This is a genomic window from Aequorivita lipolytica (genome assembly GCF_007997135.1).
Taxonomy (GTDB): Bacteria; Bacteroidota; Bacteroidia; order Flavobacteriales; family Flavobacteriaceae; genus Aequorivita; species Aequorivita lipolytica.
Window position 1 is genome coordinate 50,208 of sequence record NZ_VORU01000008.1, and the last position, 17,765, is coordinate 67,972.

At 37.9% G+C, this 17,765-nt stretch carries 15 protein-coding genes; 9 read left to right on the forward strand and 6 right to left on the reverse strand.

What is annotated here, in order from left to right; genetic code table 11:
* The first annotated feature begins 336 nt into the window (after window positions 1–336).
* The 7 genes from ESV24_RS10125 to ESV24_RS10155 all read left to right on the forward strand — a co-directional run bounded on the left by ESV24_RS10125 (window position 337) and on the right by ESV24_RS10155 (window position 7,466).
* A complete protein-coding gene (locus ESV24_RS10125) occupies window positions 337–1,452 on the forward strand; it encodes a glycosyltransferase family 4 protein (protein WP_170227882.1) in 1,116 nt (371 codons plus the stop codon).
* A gap of 39 nt (window positions 1,453–1,491) precedes the next feature.
* Window positions 1,492–1,872, forward strand: a complete 381-nt coding sequence (locus tag ESV24_RS10130; protein WP_111816157.1) for a GxxExxY protein — start codon at window positions 1,492–1,494, stop codon at window positions 1,870–1,872.
* Window positions 1,873–1,919: 47 nt separating this feature from the next.
* Entirely contained in the window at window positions 1,920–3,038 is a 1,119-nt protein-coding gene (locus ESV24_RS10135; protein ID WP_111816293.1) for a glycosyltransferase, read from the forward strand.
* A 57-nt stretch (window positions 3,039–3,095) separates the two neighbouring features.
* Entirely contained in the window at window positions 3,096–4,421 is a 1,326-nt protein-coding gene (locus ESV24_RS10140) for an O-antigen ligase family protein (RefSeq protein WP_146743162.1), read from the forward strand.
* Complete coding sequence (locus tag ESV24_RS10145) at window positions 4,384–5,406, forward strand: glycosyltransferase family 4 protein (protein WP_111816158.1); 1,023 nt, start codon at window positions 4,384–4,386, stop codon at window positions 5,404–5,406. The genes ESV24_RS10140 and ESV24_RS10145 overlap by 38 nt, the downstream gene beginning before the upstream one ends.
* A gap of 257 nt (window positions 5,407–5,663) precedes the next feature.
* Window positions 5,664–5,846, forward strand: a complete 183-nt coding sequence (locus ESV24_RS10150; RefSeq protein WP_170227883.1) for a four helix bundle protein — start codon at window positions 5,664–5,666, stop codon at window positions 5,844–5,846.
* A 228-nt stretch (window positions 5,847–6,074) separates the two neighbouring features.
* On the forward strand, window positions 6,075–7,466 hold the full coding sequence (locus ESV24_RS10155; RefSeq protein ID WP_111816159.1) for a sugar transferase: 1,392 nt from the start codon (window positions 6,075–6,077) through the stop codon (window positions 7,464–7,466).
* A gap of 404 nt (window positions 7,467–7,870) precedes the next feature.
* On the opposite strand, the gene ESV24_RS10160 is transcribed toward ESV24_RS10155, so the two are convergent.
* Window positions 7,871–9,052 carry a lipoprotein N-acyltransferase Lnb domain-containing protein gene (locus ESV24_RS10160; protein ID WP_235004031.1) on the reverse strand — a complete coding sequence of 394 codons (1,182 nt, stop codon included), beginning with the start codon at window positions 9,050–9,052 and terminating at the stop codon, window positions 7,871–7,873.
* Between the two features lie 156 nt (window positions 9,053–9,208).
* The gene (locus ESV24_RS10165; protein WP_111816160.1) at window positions 9,209–10,276 is read right to left on the reverse strand and encodes a putative type IX sorting system protein PorV2; all 1,068 of its coding nucleotides are present in this window, start codon (window positions 10,274–10,276) and stop codon (window positions 9,209–9,211) included.
* A 177-nt stretch (window positions 10,277–10,453) separates the two neighbouring features.
* On the opposite strand from ESV24_RS10165, the gene ESV24_RS10170 reads away from it, so the two are divergent.
* A complete protein-coding gene (locus tag ESV24_RS10170; protein WP_111816296.1) occupies window positions 10,454–11,224 on the forward strand; it encodes a CDP-alcohol phosphatidyltransferase family protein in 771 nt (256 codons plus the stop codon).
* A 716-nt stretch (window positions 11,225–11,940) separates the two neighbouring features.
* Here the strand turns inward: ESV24_RS10170 and lptB are convergent.
* The 4 genes from lptB to ESV24_RS10190 form a co-directional block, all read right to left on the reverse strand.
* Window positions 11,941–12,681 (reverse strand): LPS export ABC transporter ATP-binding protein, encoded by a 741-nt coding sequence (lptB, locus tag ESV24_RS10175; protein WP_111816161.1) that lies wholly within the window; start codon window positions 12,679–12,681, stop codon window positions 11,941–11,943.
* A gap of 321 nt (window positions 12,682–13,002) precedes the next feature.
* Complete coding sequence (locus ESV24_RS10180; RefSeq protein ID WP_111816162.1) at window positions 13,003–13,356, reverse strand: carboxymuconolactone decarboxylase family protein; 354 nt, start codon at window positions 13,354–13,356, stop codon at window positions 13,003–13,005.
* A gap of 102 nt (window positions 13,357–13,458) precedes the next feature.
* Window positions 13,459–14,301: a twin-arginine translocase subunit TatC gene (tatC, locus tag ESV24_RS10185; RefSeq protein WP_111816163.1), complete on the reverse strand. Its 843-nt coding sequence runs from the start codon at window positions 14,299–14,301 to the stop codon at window positions 13,459–13,461.
* The gene (locus tag ESV24_RS10190; RefSeq protein WP_111816164.1) at window positions 14,301–15,266 is read right to left on the reverse strand and encodes a KpsF/GutQ family sugar-phosphate isomerase; all 966 of its coding nucleotides are present in this window, start codon (window positions 15,264–15,266) and stop codon (window positions 14,301–14,303) included. Before ESV24_RS10190 ends, tatC begins: the two co-directional genes overlap by 1 nt.
* A 203-nt stretch (window positions 15,267–15,469) precedes the next feature.
* Here ESV24_RS10190 and ESV24_RS10195 point away from each other — a divergent pair, with 203 nt between their 5' ends.
* On the forward strand, window positions 15,470–17,662 hold the full coding sequence (locus ESV24_RS10195; RefSeq protein WP_111816297.1) for a RecQ family ATP-dependent DNA helicase: 2,193 nt from the start codon (window positions 15,470–15,472) through the stop codon (window positions 17,660–17,662).
* Window positions 17,663–17,765: the final 103 nt, after the last annotated feature.

The window sequence follows — 17,765 nt, forward strand, 5'->3', positions numbered from 1 at the left end:
TCTGTTCTCAGTTGCAGGTTACAGGTTGCAGGTTTCAGGTTGTGCCCTGAGCGGAGCCGAAGGATTCTCGGTTGTCTGTTTCAAGTTGGTAGTTTACAGTCTTTAGACGGTATTCTGTAGTAATTAGATATTAATCTGACACGTACTCGATTTTTTATTTTTGACACTGGACAACCACTAAGAACACAAAGGAGTCACAAAGCACACAGAGAAAGCTTCGTGGTAGTTTTCAATTAAGTGTGTCATCGGTTAAAACACACCGATTTCCACAAATACTGAATCCAACAACTAACAACTATCAACCAACAACTATCAACCAACAACCATCAACCAATAATGACCAAAACCCTCATATTAACCTCCGAATTCCCACCCCAACCCGGAGGCATAGGCAATCATGCTTATAACTTGGCAAAGGGATTGCAGGCTAATGGTTTTGAGGTTCAGTTGGTGTGCGATACCCGTTCAGAGATGGGGGAAGAGGAAAGGGAGTTTGATAGGGATCTTACTTTTGAAGTAGTGCGTATCCCGAGGAAGCATATTATTTTCTTTAGTTATATAAAGCGTATCACTACCGCTTTTTCTTTGGTTTCTAAAAACGAAATGGTGATCTGTACGGGTAAATTTTCTCTTTGGTTGGGAGCTTTTTTGTCTTTTTTCTTTCGAAGAAAATTTATTGCAATAATCCATGGGAGCGAAGTTAGGCTTCCCAATATAATTTTACGGAAGCTAACTGATTATGCTTTAAAACGCTTCGATAGCGTTATAGCTGTAAGTAATTATACCAAGACCATGGTGCAGCATCTTAAGCTGAAAAATATAGAAGTGGTGCCCAATGGTTTCGATATGAAGCTTACTCCGGATTCTCGAGATAATAACGAACCCGTGCCGGTTTTAATAACCGTAGGCAACATGACCCAAAGGAAGGGTCAGCATAATGTAATCAATGCCTTGCCGCTGCTTTTGAAGAAATATCCAGACTTGAAGTATCATATTGTTGGGATACCTACTGAAAAAGAGAAGTTGGAAAAATTAAGTTTAGATTTAGGGATTGAAAATGCTGTAGTGTTTTACGGAAAGGTTTCCGAAGAAGAGAAGATTGAACTCCTGCAACAAACTGATGTTTTTGTGATGTTGAGTGAAACTACCAAAACTGGGGATGTTGAAGGTTTTGGGATTGCTATTTTGGAAGCCAATGCTCTCGGAATTCCGGCAATTGGAGCTCTGGACTGCGGGATAGAAGATGCAATTAAGGATGGAACTTCTGGGAAATTAATAGGCAGCAAAGACCCAGAACAGTTGGCTGAAGCTCTGGAAGATATCTTGAAGAATTATGATACCTATGCCCAAGAAGCAAAAACATGGTCGCAGGATTTTACTTGGGAGAAAGTGATTAAGTTATATTTGGATGTTTTGAGGGGGGAAGTAATTGGGGAGGGTGATGAAAGTTAACCACAGAGGCACAGAGGACACAGAGAAAATATTACTTTTATGACAGAAAATGAATTATCTTCAAAGATTATAGGAGCGTGTATTGAGGTCCACAAGCAGTTAGGTCCTGGGCTTTTGGAAAGTACCTATGAAGTCTGTTTGGCTCATGAATTAAGAACATTGGGTTTAGAATTTAAACAGCAAGTGCCTTTACCAGTAATTTATAAGGGGATAAAACTGAATGCAGGTTATAGAATTGATATGATAGTAGAAGAGAGGATAATAATCGAAATAAAATCTATTGAGGTTTTAGCTCCCATTCATACCGCACAGATATTAACTTATTTAAAACTTAAAGAACTTAAGCTTGGACTTTTAATAAACTTCAATAGTGTAAAAGTTGTTGACGGAATAAAAAGAATAATAAATGGCTACACCTAAACCTCTGTGCCCTCTGTGCCTCTGTGGTTAAAATTAATTCAGCATATTTGAAACTTGCAATAATCTCCCATACTGAACACTACAAGCAATCCGATGGAACAATCGTTGGTTGGGGCCCTACCATTAGCGAGATCAATCATTTGGCAAAGGATTTTGAGGAGATATATCACGTAGCTTTCTTACATTCTGGTACACCTCCCCTAAGTTCATTGCCCTATACATCTTCCAAAATTAAATTTGTTCCTTTAAAACCTGTTGGCGGAAAAGGAGTGGGGCAGAAACTAGAAATTATTCTGAACATTCCCACGATATTGAATACTGTTCAAAAAACAATAAATAAAGTTGATGTCTTCCAACTGCGGACCCCCACTGGTATTGGGGTGTTTTTGATTCCTTATCTTACACTTTTTACTACTAAGAAAGGCTGGTTCAAATACGCGGGAAATTGGAACCAAGACAATCCGCCCTTAGGTTATGCCTTACAACGCTGGATGTTGAAAAACCAAAAACGTAAAGTTACTATCAACGGGAGTTGGCCGAAACAACCTAAACACTGCCTAACTTTTGAAAATCCATGCCTTACGATAGCCGAACGGGAAGAAGGCTTGCGGATTACCCAAGAGAAATCATTTGAGCCGCCTTATACGTTTTGCTTTGTAGGCAGATTGGAAGATGCTAAAGGGGTACAGCGCATTGTTGAAGCTTTTGGTGCTTTAGCAAGTTTAAAGAAAGTGCAAACCATTCATTTTATTGGAAATGGAGAAAAGATGAATCACTATCAAAAGCAGTGTGACGATTTGGGATTGCCTGCAGTGTTTCACGGTTTTTTGGAAAGGCAGGAGGTTTTTGAAATTTATAAAACATCGCATTTCATTTTGTTGCCAAGTACGGCTTCGGAAGGATTTCCAAAAGTAATTGCTGAGGGTATGAACTTTGGCTGTGTGCCGATTGTTTCCGATGTGTCGAGCATTGGACAATATATAAATCCGAATAATGGGTTTATAGTGAATCCCTGCACCGCAGAAGAATTAAAGCAGCTTTTGGATCAATTGATTTTAATGGATATAGCTAGTTTAAAAATTAAGGCGAATGAGTCATACCAAGTGGCTAAAGATTTTACCTTTGAAAAATATCGATATAGAATTAAATCAGAGATATTAGAATAAATTCCATTTCAAAATAATACTACCATAAAACCACAACTATTTAGAAATATAAAACCGTTGAATGCCATCCTTTTCCACGTAGGAATTGGGTTCTTGGCGTCATTTAGCCGTTCTTTTATTTTTCTTTACATGATTGTAGTATTTGCTTATTTCTGCTGGCAAATTATTTCAAGAAAAGACAAAGAATTACACGTTTTATTGGCCTGTGCCTACTTTACAGGAGCTGAGGTTTTTTTCAGAATGACCAAAGCCTTCATTTTTTATGAGACCGGAAAATATGCAATAATGTGGTTTTCCATAATGGGAATCTTTTTTTTGGGATTCAAAAAGAATGCCTTTCCCTATGTGCTATATCTTTTGCTCTTGTTGCCCGGTGTGTTGGTATCTTATGATTTAATTGCCTATGACGCTAATTTTAGAACGGCGGTACTTTTTAATCTCAGTGGTCCCATATGTTTAAGTTTGGCGTCTGTTTTTATTTTTGGCAGGACCATTACTTTAAACAAGCTTTTAAAAATATTAGATTATATAGTTTATCCACTTATAAGTATGACCATTTACGTGGTTCTGTATTCTCCAGATATTCGGGACGTTATTACCAGTACCGCCTCTAATTCTGCTGTTTCGGGAGGATATGGACCCAACCAAGTGGCCACTGTTTTAGGGCTTGGGGTATTTATATTATTGACACGGTTAATAATTCCGTATAAAAATATTTTGGTGCAATGGACAATGATGTTCTTTTTAGCACTAATGGGTTATCGTGCACTATTAACGTTCTCAAGAGGAGGAGTTTTAGTAGCTGTTGTAATGTCTGTGACTTTTATTGTTTTATTTTATTTTGTAACTAACTTAAAAAATAAAGCAAAACTCAGTTTAAAAATGATAGGTCTATTTGCTGTAACATTGACTATATGGTCTTTTACAATTCTTCAGACAGGTGGGTTAATTGGAAATCGTTATGCGAATGAGGATGCTTTGGGAAGAGAAAAAGATGATGTAACTACCGGACGTGTCGATTTATTGGTGACTGAAATTGATGCCTTTAAGGAAAGTCCTATACTTGGGGTGGGAGTGGGGCGGGTAACAACATATTTTGAAACTGAATTGGGTATTGAACTTCCAAGCCACAACGAAATATCCCGAATGCTTTCAGAACACGGATTATTCGGAATATTTGCCTTGCTAGTTCTTATATTCTCTCCATTGATTACCAAAATGAAAGGTAGAAAAAATATATATTTTTATCCCTTTCTCATTTTTTGGGGTTTAACCATTGCCCATTCCTCCATGCGGATTGCCGCCCCAGCTTTTATATATGCCTTATGTTTGTTGAATATAGATTATGCGCCAAAGAAAAAGACTGCTATACATAGGAAATAAACTCGCCGTTCACGGAAAACCTCCAGCAGGCATAGATTCCTTGTCTGTTAAACTGGAAGCGGAAGGATATACTGTTATAACTGCATCTTCAAAACGAAATAAAATCTTCCGGATGCTGGATATGGTTTTCAGTACTATTCGCTATAGAAATCGTGTTGAACTTGTTTTGATTGATACTTATAGCACCCAAAATTTTTATTATGCGGTGATTGTTGCAATGTTGTGCAGGCTTTTTAAATTGCCTTACATTCCAATATTGCATGGCGGTAATCTGCCTAATCGATTGAAAAACAGTAAAGGGTTGAGTAATAAACTTTTCGGGAAGGCACTTTCAAATGTGGCTCCTTCAAAATATATGATGCATCAATTTAAGGATGCTGGTTTTCACAACATAATCTATATTCCGAATGCTATTGAAATTAAAAATTATCCATTTCATCTTAGGCAGTCAATAACCCCAAAACTTTTATGGGTGCGTTCCTTTTCTGAAATATACAATCCGTTGTTGGCATTGGAAGTATTAGAAATGCTTAAGATAAAAGGAATTGATGCCTCTCTTTGTATGGTAGGTCCCGACAAGGATGGTACTTTAACGCGGTGTAAAAAAATAGCCTCAGAATTAAAGTTGCCAATACGCTTTACGGGAATGCTACAAAAAAAGGAATGGATAGTGTTTTCAAAGGATTTTGATATTTTTATAAATACTACCAATTTTGATAATATGCCGGTCAGCGTAATGGAAGCTATGGCGCTTGGTTTACCGGTTATTTCAACAAACGTTGGTGGTATGCCTTTTTTGATAGAAGATGAAGTTGACGGTATATTGGTCGCTCCAAACAATACAGAAGTTTTTGTGAAAGCTACTGAAGATTTATGTGATAATCCATTAAAAGCGCAGGAGTTGGCAAAAAACGCCCGAACCAAAATGGAAGGGTTTGATTGGGGGGAGGTGAAACATAATTGGATAAAGCTTTTGGACACTTGAAATTTCAGTAAATTTGGGGAAATCTGTTGTCAGTTCTGAGTTATCTGTTCTCAGTTCTCGGTTCTGGGTTGTCAGTTCGCGGTTTTGAGTTATCTGTTCTCGGTTCTCAGTTCTCGGTTCTCAGTTCTCGGTTCTGGGTTGTCAGTTGTGGGTTCTCAGTTGTCGGTTTTCAGTTCTCAGTTGTCGGTTCTCAGTTCTCAGTTTTGAGTATTATTAACAATGAATTATTTTAACCAATAACCGTCAACTGCAAGATTATGAAAAGCTATAAAGATCTTGATATTTATAATTTAGCATTTGAATGTGCTATTGAAGTGCACCATGTATCTTTAAAATTGCCAAAATTTGAACTTTATGAGCAAGGAAGCCAGGTTAGAAGATCTTCGAAAAGTGTTAAGGACAATATTATTGAAGGATATGGGAGGAGAAAATATAAATAAGATTTTATTAAATTTATGACTTATTCACATGCTTCTATATTAGAATGTAAAGGACAGTTGGAAACAATTTAAGTGCTATATCATATTCCAGAAGTATCGAAGTATGAAATACGAAATGTAAAATGTAAAATGTAAAATGTAAAAGTTAAAAGTTAAAAGTAATTTATTTCAACCCCCATTGTCCACCGAAGCTTTTTCAGCGTAGGTGGAAACAACCAACAACCAAAAATGTCCAAAAACAGCATCCATTTTGACATATCCGAAAGAAAGATACTGCTTCGTATCTTGGATATTGTTTGTGTTTTGGCTTTGCTTTATTTGGTAGGGATTGTTTTTAATTTTGACTATTTCAAGATCAATTCACAACACTGGGTGTGGTCTATTGTGCTGGCGGTTTATCTCACCGTATTTGGGACCATTTTTGAACTTTACAATTTGCAACAGGCTAGTAAGTTTGATGTGGTGGTAAAAAACGTAATCATCACTTCTTCGGTAACGGTGCTATTTTATCTGCTTACTCCATTTTACACGCCTATGCTGCCTTCAAATAGGCTGCAGATAGTCTATTTCTTTTTGGCTATAAATATTGCAATGTTGGCTTGGCGGTATGCGTATATTATACTTATTTCCGCACCGCGTTTTTATAAAAGGGTAATCTTGATTGCCCATGCGCAAGATGTGGATGTAATTGTGGCATCTCTCGAAAAGTCTGATCCCAATTACAGGGTTATAGGCTATTTTAATACGGCTCCCTACGACGCGACAATCGTCAATAATCTTGAAATAGATTCCATTGCAATCGAGGATATTGCTATGTTGACCGATGAAATGACCATTTCCGAAATAGTAATCGGTACGCCGCTTTCTGAAGGGATGACTATTGAGCTCAATAAAAAGTTGATCAAATTGCTTGAAAACGGAATTCCTATACGCGAATACACCCAAGTATATGAAGAGCTGACCCATCGTATTCCGGTGCAGCATGTGGAAAAGGATTTTTACCGCTATTTCCCGTTTAGCAGGAGCAACCAGAACAAGCTCTATTTATTCTTTAATAGAATTTTAGATCTGTTTTTTTCTGTGTTAGGTCTGTCATTTGGATTGATTTTATTGCCAATTTTATTAATAGGAAATTTAATAGCAAATCGCGGCCCTTTGTTCTACAGCCAAACTAGAGTTGGGAAGAATGGAAAGCATTTTAAACTATACAAGTTGCGAAGTATGGTGAAAAACGCCGAAAGGGATGGTGCCCAGTTTGCAACGGCTAAAGATACGCGTGTTACAAAATTTGGTCGGTTTTTAAGAAAATCACGTTTTGATGAAATTCCACAATTTATAAATGTGATAAAAGGAGAAATGAGCGTTATTGGCCCAAGGCCCGAACGTCCGGAATTTGTAGAAGGGCTTATAGAAAAAATACCTTTTTATGAAGTGCGCCACTTAGTAAAACCTGGTGTAACAGGGTGGGCGCAAGTAAATGCCAAATACGGTTCTACCCAAGAGGATTCCCTTGAAAAACTTCAGTACGATTTGTATTATATAAAGCACCGGAGCCTTTTTCTGGATGTGACTATTATTATTAAGACGCTTAGTACTATTTTGTTTTTTAGGGGGCAGTAATTAGTATTGAGTAGTTAGTATTGAGTAGTTAGTTTTAGAAAGGTGAATTTGTGAATTTGTGAGTTTTTGAGTTTTTGAGTTTTTCTCTTTCAGCTTAAATTTAAAAATAATCTTATACTATATTTTCTGCACTATTATGAAGATTAACTAATTCAAATTTCTTTGTTCGGTGAAGATGGCTAACTTGGTGCTATGTAGATTGTCGGTTAGCGGTTTCTGGCTTCTAGCATCTGGCTTCTAGCTTCTAGCATCTAGCGTCTAGCTTCTAGCTTCTGGCTTCTAGCTTCTAGCTTCTAGCATCTAGCTTCTAGCTTCTAGCTTCTAGCTTCTGGTCCAGCCCTTCGACTGCGCTCAGGGTGACAGTAGCATCCAAAGAATCCAAAGATTCAGCAGTACCAAGTCTCTTACCGTCTGCCAATAAAATACACTACATAAACATAGCGCACTGCCAACGCGATTAAAAGCGGCAACAAGGCAATGGCGAAAACCTGTACTCCAGTGATCCAATGGATGGTTAACAGGACTAATAGAAGTAGAAGAAACGAAATATACCTTTTAAGCTTTGGGGATACGTTTACTTTGGAGATTGCAAAAATCACTACTATGGAAATAGGGAAGGCCCAAAGTAGGTTGTAGTTGTATGCCGTAGCCGTATGGTCTGTGGCAAACCAAAGCAATAATAGAAATATGCCAATAAGCCCAGTAAAGACAAAAATTGAAGTGTCTAAATAACGGCTTCGGGTATTATTTTTATAGTCGCGATAGGTTACAAAAACAATCAACAAGCCCAATAAACCCAGTATAAAAAACGGACTCAATAAGAAATTGTTCTCAGTGGGAGTAGGGGTATTTTCAAAAAGAACGGTTGTTTGTTTCACCAAATTTTCAGAAGTGCCATTTCTTTTTATAACGGCATTTGCGGCACCTTCATACACATAGTCGGGCAGAAATTGGTATTCAATAGGTTTTGCCTTTCTGTCGATTACTGCACCGAGGGCGATATCAATACCCATACTTCCCCAAGTATTCCACTCTAGGTTTTGCTGGATAAGTTGGCGAAACGTACGTTCTTCTTTTATATGATCTTCCTTAAACTCCAGCTTGTTGCCCAATACTTCTTGAACTACATCGCGAATTTTGGTAGCGCAATTGTCGAAAAAGAAATCGTATTTGTATTTTTTATTCTCTGGCCGTGCATTGTTCCAAAGAAAATCTGAGACAGCTTGTTTTTCAGTGTAGTTGAGGTTCAAGGTTTGTTCTTTAACCCAGCGATTTTGGGCTACATAGCTTTCAAAAAACGGTTGATAATAACTTACACCTAACTGATAAAGTAGCTTTCCTTGCGCAAATTTGGTGTAGAAATTTGGTGTATTAAAATCATAGACTCCATAATTGAAAACCACATCAACCCCATTCAAACTATCTTGAATTCGAAACGCGCTGTGCCCAAACTTGTCGTAAAGCTCCGCTCCTGGACCAATAGTAATAATGCTTATTTCAGAAGTTTCGGATAACGGGATGAACTGTGCTTTTGCAGAAACACTTAGTAGTAATAGAAGAAGTAGAAATATATAATTTTTTACCACGAATACACGAATATTATTTTATTATCTATTTGGGCTCTATTTTTTAAGTCCAACTTCCAACTTCCAGCTTCCAGCATCAAGCTTCTTGTTTCAAGTTTCATATTTTTTCTTATAAACTTATAAACTTATAAACACATAAACTCAACTAATCAACTTCTATCGAAAAATCTCCCAATCTAACTTCAACGAAAAAACATTAGAATAGAGCGCAGCGCTTTGGTCGCCAATATCAGTTAATGCATAATCTACTTGAATGCCTTTATAGCGGAAACCAACGCCAATGTTGGGTTGGAAGCCTACGGAATCACTGCCGTCCAATTGTTGGATATTCTGAAAATTACCAACGCCGCCACGTACATAAACCATATCTATATATGCAAATTCAAGTCCCATAGATGGTGTGATGCTTGCAAAAGAGGTAGAAATAACATCATTGGTTTCAGCAAATCTAAAATTGAGATCTACTTCTGCCATCAGCGAGAAATCGTATTGGTACACAAACTTCCGGGCTATACCCAATTGAAGTTTTGGGATTGTAATTTCGGTAGTCTCTGGCAATTCCTGATTTTGACCATCAACCGCACCTTGAATTTCGGCAAATTTTTCTTCGTCAATACTCCATGCGTTGAAGGTGGTTGTTATATCACGAGCCATAACTCCAAACATCCACTGGTCTGTTCTAAACTGAATAGCAGCGTCCAGTCCGAAACCCCAAGAGGAAGCAAAGTCACCAATAATACGGCGGATTACTTTGGCATTTACCCCATAGTTTAATCCGTCAAGCGGCAATTTACGTGCGTATGAAAAAGTAAATCCGTAATCTGCAGTTGAAAAAAGACTGATACGGTTATAATCTATGTTGCCTTCACTATCAATAAGCTGCGTAGTATTCAAAATATCATCAACGCCAAAGCGTATTATCGAAAGTCCCACAGCGCTTTTATCGTCTAGGGGCATTGCAAATGCAGCATAATCGTAACTTGCAATATTGGCGAAATAGGACGCGTGCATCAACGAAATTTGTTTGTCTTCCAGATTTGCCAAACCCGCGGGATTCCAATAGCCAGAATTTACATCTCCCGAGGAAGCTACAACGGCGTTGCTCATACCAAAGGCAGCTGCATCTACGCCAATGTTCATAAATTCGTTTGAGTATTTACGCACAGTCTGTGCCGCCAGAGTGGCTGAGGTAAGTAATAATAGGAGTAAAATTTTCTCTTTCAATCTTAAAAATTTGGACAAATATGACACTATTTTACAGAATATTAAACTTTAAATTTATGCACATATTGTGTTTTGATAGCATTGGACGAAAATACTTTGTTATTTTTACAAAAAGATTTCTAATTAATTTTAAATAGACAAGATTTCTTGTCTGGTGGAGACCTTATCTTTTATGATATGCTAAAACAAATACCAAACATAATTACCTCCCTGAATATTCTTTGTGGCTGTGTTGCCATACTTTTTGCGACTTCGGGAGATTTAATAAACGCTTCCTTTTTTGTTTTTCTAGGGATTTTCTTCGACTTTTTTGACGGGCTTGCGGCTCGTTTGTTGAAAGCGCAGAGTGAAGTGGGCCTTCAGCTGGATTCGCTGGCAGATGTTATTACCAGCGGCGTAGCGCCTGGTATAATAATGTATCAAATGCTGAACTTGTCTTATTTCTACGAAATGCATACGCTGACCGAAACATTTTCTTTGGATGGTTGGAACGTTAGCTTTAAAAATTATTTGCCACTTATAGGTTTATTGATTGTGATAGCAGCGGCTTATCGTTTGGCAAAATTCAATGTAGATACGCGGCAAACTTCAGGTTTTATCGGTTTGCCAACACCTGCTAATGCGCTTCTAATATTGAGTTTACCGCTAATATTACAATTTCAATATTCAGAATTAATAGAAACTATAATTTTGAATAGATGGTTTTTAATAGGAATGACGTTTTTAAGCTGCATCCTGATGAATGCCGAAATCCCACTTTTCGCCCTAAAATTCAAAACCTGGGATTTTAAGAGCAACGCCGTTCGCTATGTATTTTTAATACTTTGCGTTGTGCTTTTGGTGCTGATTAAGTTTTTAGCGATACCGTTTATAATTCTGCTTTATATATTGCTTTCAGTTTTTTGGAAAGTGCCGAAGGTAAAAAGTTTACCACGAATGCACGAATAATTTTTTATGAGTATTTGTGGATCTGTGACGAAAACTATGTTCTAAAATTGTAGTTTCTTCTAATGAAGATTAAAAGTTTACCACGAATAAACGAATATTTTTTTACGTACTCGGCTTTAAAAATATTTAGAAGAAATTTCAAAAACCCCAAACATAATTATTCGTGAATTCGTGGCAAAAAAACACGCTGCTGTCGATTATTCCCCCTTTGGGGGCCAGGGGGACTAGCTCTAACTTCTTCTGCTGAAGTAAAAAAGTTTACTACGAATACACGAATATTTTTCTATTTACTCGGCTTTAAAAATATTTAGAAGAAATTTCAAAAACCCCAAACATAATTATTTGTGAATTCGTGGCAAAAAAACACGCTGCTGCTTCCCCCTTTGGGGGCTAGGGGGACTAGCTCTAACTTCTTCCTAAGGGAAAAAATCTACCACGAATACACGAACAATTTTTTATATACTCGGTTTTGTTTGAAGGTATAACGAAGAAATTTTCACCAACCCAAACATAATAATTCGTGAATTCGTGGCAAAAAAACACGCTGCTGTCGATTATTCCCCCTTTGGGGGCTAGGGGGACTAGCTCTAACTTCTTCTGATGAAGTAGAAAATTTTACCACGAATGCACGAATATTTTTTTATTTACTCGGCTTAGAATTTCGAAGAAATTCACAGACCAAAAACATAGTTATTCGTGTATCGTGGTCAAAAAATCTAAAACTCTAATTTCTTCTTCCGAAGTTCAAAATTCTGCCCAAGATATACTTTCCGAACCATTTCGTCTGCGGCAAGTTCTTCGGGAATACCGTGTTTTAGGATACTTCCTTCAAACATTAAGTAAGTTCTATCAGTAATTGCCAGCGTTTCCTGTACGTTGTGATCGGTAATAAGGATACCGATATTTTTATTTTTAAGTTGCGCCACAATACGCTGAATATCTTCCACGGCCACGGGATCAACTCCCGCAAAAGGCTCATCAAGAAGGATGAAGTGTGGATCGGTTGCCAAAGCACGTGCAATTTCGGTTCTACGTCTTTCGCCTCCGCTTAATAGATCGCCACGACTTTTACGGATATGGCCTAAACCAAATTCTTCGATAAGCAATTCCATTTTATCTCGCTGTTCTTTTTTGGAAAGCTTTGTAAGCTGTAAAACACTTAGAATATTATCTTCAACGCTCAACTTCCTAAATACCGACGCTTCCTGTGCCAAATAGCCAATACCGTTCTGTGCGCGTTTGTACATAGGGTATTTGGTGATTTCGGTGCCTTCCAGAAAGATTTTACCGCCATTGGGTTTTATCAACCCAACAATCATATAAAAGGAAGTAGTTTTTCCGGCACCATTTGGGCCAAGCAAACCTACGATTTCCCCTTGGTTTACTTCCAGAGTAATTCCCTTTACAACCTTTCGGCCTTTGTAGGATTTTATAAGATTTTCGGCTTTTAACTTCATTTAGTAGAATTAAAATTTACCACGAATGTACTTCGGTCTCTGTGGTAGTATGGGTTATGTTTACCACGAATACACGAATGTATTTTGGAGTGTATTATTTACCACGAATACACGAATATTTATTTTTTCTAATTTATACGCTGTTAGTCGCTAAGCTCCTTTTCTTTCTCAGGCGCTCGTCGCTCGTCGCTCTTTCCTCGTAGCTCTTCGCTTCTTTCCTCTTCGCTCTTTTTCAGTTAAACGAATATATCAATAATTCGTGAATTCGTGGTAATAAATGATTTCAGCGTTAGGGTTAATTAATATTATTTATATTGAAATCTAGACCTGCTGCGCCTCCAAGGCTTCCCAATATTCGAAAGCTCTTCGCAAATGTGGAATAACAATAGTTCCCCCAATAAGCAATGAAATACTCATTCCTTCCACAACTTCTTCTTTTGTTAAACCCAGTTTGTGACATTCTTCTAAATGATAGCGTACGCAATCATCGCAACGAAGCACCAACGAATTTCCCAAACCCAAAAGTTCTTTTGTTTTCTTCGGAAGCACTCCTTCCATATAGGCGTTAGTATCTAAATTGAAAATGCGCTTGATAATCTTGTTATTATCCTCAAGCATTTGCCCGTTCATCTTTTCACGGTAGGCGTTAAATTCTTCGACTATATTATTTTTCATTTTAAAATATTGAATATAAATTTTTTATTATTCTTTTGAACATTGAACATTGAACATTGAACATTGAACATTGAACATTGAACATTGAACATCGAACATTTCCTACTGTCTTTGTTCTTTTTTCTTTCTTCTTTCCTCTCTCGCCTGATTTCTAATAACAACCTTTGAAATATAAATACTCACCTCATAAAGAATAAGTATGGGGATGGCAACAATAATCTGGCTTACAATGTCTGGGGGGGTGATTAACGCGGAAAGGATCAAGACTATTATTAATGCAAACTTTCGGTATTTTCGAAGAATTTCAGGAGTTATAAGTCCGATTTTGGTAAGTATGTACATAATAATTGGCAACTCAAAAACAATTCCGCAGGCCAGAACGGAAGTGCGCACCAAGGAAATATAACTATCCAAATCAAACTGGTTAATAACCTCCTCACTTACCTGATAATTTCCTAAAAAGTTGATTGATAGGGGAGCGATGAGATAATAGCCAAACAAAACGCCGACAAAGAAAAGCAGGGAAGCTATAATAATAAAACCTCTACTTGATTTGCGTTCTTTATCTTTGAGTCCAGGACTAATGAATTTCCAAAATTCAAAAAGAATATAGGGAAAGGCGACAATAATTCCCGCATAAATGGAGGTCCACATATGTGCTGAAAACTGTCCGGCCATTGTTCTACTTTGAATTTTAAAGGGCATTTCCTGAAAGCAGAAGGTGTCCATACCTAAAGATCGCGAGATTTCGCAAAATATGCTATAAGTTGCAAATTCTGGTTTTGATGGGCCAAAAATAAGGACGTCAAAAATAAATCTTTTAAAAATAAAAGCCAGAACCGCTACAATCAATACGGCAAAAGTAGAACGCACTAAATGCCAGCGCAGCTCTTCTAAGTGGTCCAAAAAGGACATTTCTTTTTCTGGGGAACCTATTTTCTTCATTATATAATTCCCTCTTTGGTAAGATTATGAATGTGTACCACGCCGCTATATCTGCCTTTGTCTTCAGCGAGAATTTGTGTTATTCCGTATTTGTCCATCATTTCCATTGCTTCAACAGCCATTGCGTTGTTTGCTATTTTTTTTGGATTGTGGGTCATAATGTCTTTTGCTGTCAATCCTACAAAGCTATCTGTTTTTGTTAACATACGCCTTAAATCGCCATCGGTAATTATGCCTATAATTTCATTATTTTCAACAACAGCAGTTACACCCAACATTTTTTCTGAAATTTCTACAATTACCTTTTTAACATCGGTATCTGGGCTTACCTGCGGTTTTTCATTTAGTGCTGTAAGATTGCTTACGCGCAGATAAAGCTTTTTCCCCAGAGAACCTCCTGGATGGAATTTAGCAAAATCCTTACTCGAAAACCCGCGGAGGTCCAAAAGGCACATTGCCAAGGCATCGCCAATTACCAACTGTGCAGTTGTACTGGTGGTTGGCGCAAGATTGTTAGGGCAGGCCTCTTTCTCTACATAGGCATTCAATACGTAATCTGCCTGTTGGCCCAAAAAGGATTCGCGATTGCCGGTTATAGCTATTAATTTATTATCAACCGCTTTAATTAGTGGAACAAGCACTTTTATTTCAGGGGTATTTCCACTTTTAGAAATACAGATAACGGTATCATTTTGTTGGATGGTTCCTAAATCTCCGTGGATGGCATCTGCTGCGTGCATAAAAATTGAGGGAGTGCCCGTAGAGTTCAAAGTGGCCACGATTTTTGTTGCAATATTGGCGCTTTTGCCTATTCCGGTAACAATAACTCTCCCTTTGGAATGGTAAATATACTCAACTGCCCCAGCAAATTCCTCGTTCACCAGATTTGCCAGATTTGCAATGGCTTTACTTTCAGTTTCTATGGTGTTTTTCGCTACGGAAATGATTCTCTCTTGCTTGTTCAAAATTTTAATGCTTTTGAATGTTTGTAACTGTTTCAGAAATTAGTATATTTAGAATAGAATTTAATTCAATTCAGAAATCTTAATATAGATACTTCTCTTTTAAGATGCAGTCAACATAATACGGTTGCAAAATTACAATTGTTAATCAGTAAAACAATGTATTGTTGACTAAAACTGAATTGGCTTTTAAAAACCTTAGCAGTGTGGCACATTTTGATATTTACGCAGCCCTAAAAAAACATTTCGGATTTACCAAATTTAAAGGCTTACAGGAGGAAGTTGTAAAAAGCATTCTCAACGGTCACAATACCTTTGTGGTTATGCCCACTGGTGGCGGAAAATCACTTTGTTATCAGCTTCCGGCTCTTATGCAGGAAGGTACGGCCATAGTGGTTTCCCCTCTTATTGCGTTAATGAAAAACCAAGTGGATTCCCTACGGGCTCTTTCTTCGGAAGAAGGAATTGCGCACGTTTTAAACTCTTCCCTGAATAAAACCGAAGTGAAGAATGTAAAGAATGATATTGCAAATGGAGTAACAAAGTTATTATACGTTGCGCCGGAATCACTCACTAAAGAAGAATATGTAGCTTTCCTGCAAACCCAGAAAATTTCATTTATGGCGATAGATGAAGCTCACTGCATAAGCGAATGGGGCCATGATTTTAGGCCTGAATACCGAAATCTGAAAAGCATTATACAGCGCATTGGGAATGATATACCTATTATAGGTCTTACCGCAACAGCAACCCCGAAGGTACAGGAGGATATTTTGAAAAATCTTAATATGCCGGATGCAAACACCTTTAAGGCGTCCTTTAACCGTCCAAATCTCTATTACGAAATAAGGCCCAAAACTAAAAACGTTGACGCAGACGTTATTCGTTTTGTAAAACAGAACGAAGGTAAAAGTGGAATTATTTATTGTTTGAGCAGAAAGAGAGTTGAACAGTTGGCACAGGCGCTACAAGTTAACGGAATCAAGGCAGTCCCGTATCACGCAGGGCTTGACGGCAAGACTCGCGTAAAGCACCAAGACATGTTTTTGATGGAAGATGCAGATGTTGTGGTGGCTACCATTGCCTTTGGAATGGGGATTGACAAACCAGACGTGCGTTTCGTTATACATAATGACATTCCAAAAAGTATAGAAAGCTATTACCAAGAAACCGGACGTGCAGGTCGCGACGGTGGCGAAGGGCACTGCCTTGCTTTTTACAGTTATAAGGACATAGAGAAACTAGAAAAATTTATGAGCGGCAAGCCCGTTGCCGAGCAGGAAATAGGGCACGCTCTTTTGCAAGAGGTAGTTGGCTTTGCGGAAACTTCTATTTCGCGAAGAAAATTCATCCTTCATTATTTTGGAGAAGAATTTGACAATGAAACCGGCGATGGGGGAATGATGGATGACAATATGCGCTATCCAAAAAAGAAGCACGAGGCGAAAGATGATGCCAAACAACTTTTAGATGTGGTTTCTAAAACCAACGAGCAGTACAAAAGTAAGGAAATAGTAAATGTTTTGGTGGGGAAAGTAAACGCCCTCATAAAATCGCACCGAACTGATGCCCAAGAATATTTTGGGTCCGGCGCTGCGCACGAACCCGCTTATTGGATGGCATTGCTTCGCCAATTATTGGTGGCTGGATATTTAAAGAAAGATATAGAAACTTACGGGGTTATACATTTAACAGTTTCGGGAAAACAATTCATAAAATCGCCAACTTCTTTTATGATGACAGAAGACCATTCCTTTAAAGATGCGAATGACGATGTAATTGTAGCTGCAAATAAAGGAGGCGATATTGCTGACGAGAATCTTTTCAGACTCCTTAAATCAGAGCTCAAAAAAGTGGCGCATGATTTAGATTTACCCCCATTTGTAATTTTTCAAGAACCTTCGTTGGAAGATATGGCGCTAAAATATCCCGTTACTATGGATGAACTCTCCAATGTTCACGGTGTGGGAGAGGGAAAAGCAAAAAAATACGGGAAATCCTTTTTGAAATTGATTCAAGATTACGTTGAAGAAAATGATATAATTCGTCCAGAAGATTTCGTTGTGAAATCAACCGGAAGCAATAGTTCGCTTAAATTGTACATCATCCAAAACGTAGATCGCAAACTCGCGTTGCCTGATATTGCAAATGCGAAAGGTCTTGAAATGCCAGAATTTATTAAGGAAATGGAGGCAATTGTTTACAGTGGCACCAAGTTAAATATAAATTATTGGGTTGATGAGGTATTGGATGAGGACCAGCAGGAAGAAATCCACGAATATTTTCTTGAGGCCAAAACCGATAATATTGAAGAAGCTCTCGATGAGTTTGACGGCGATTATGATGAAGAGGAACTGCGGCTTTACCGAATTAAGTTTATAAGCGAGGTGGGGAATTAGTGGTCGTCAGTACGCAGTGGGCAGTACGCAGTGGGCAGTACGCAGTAGCCAGGATTCAGTAGTCAGTGCGCAGTGGTCAGTGTGGTGTTATAAATGCTTTAAT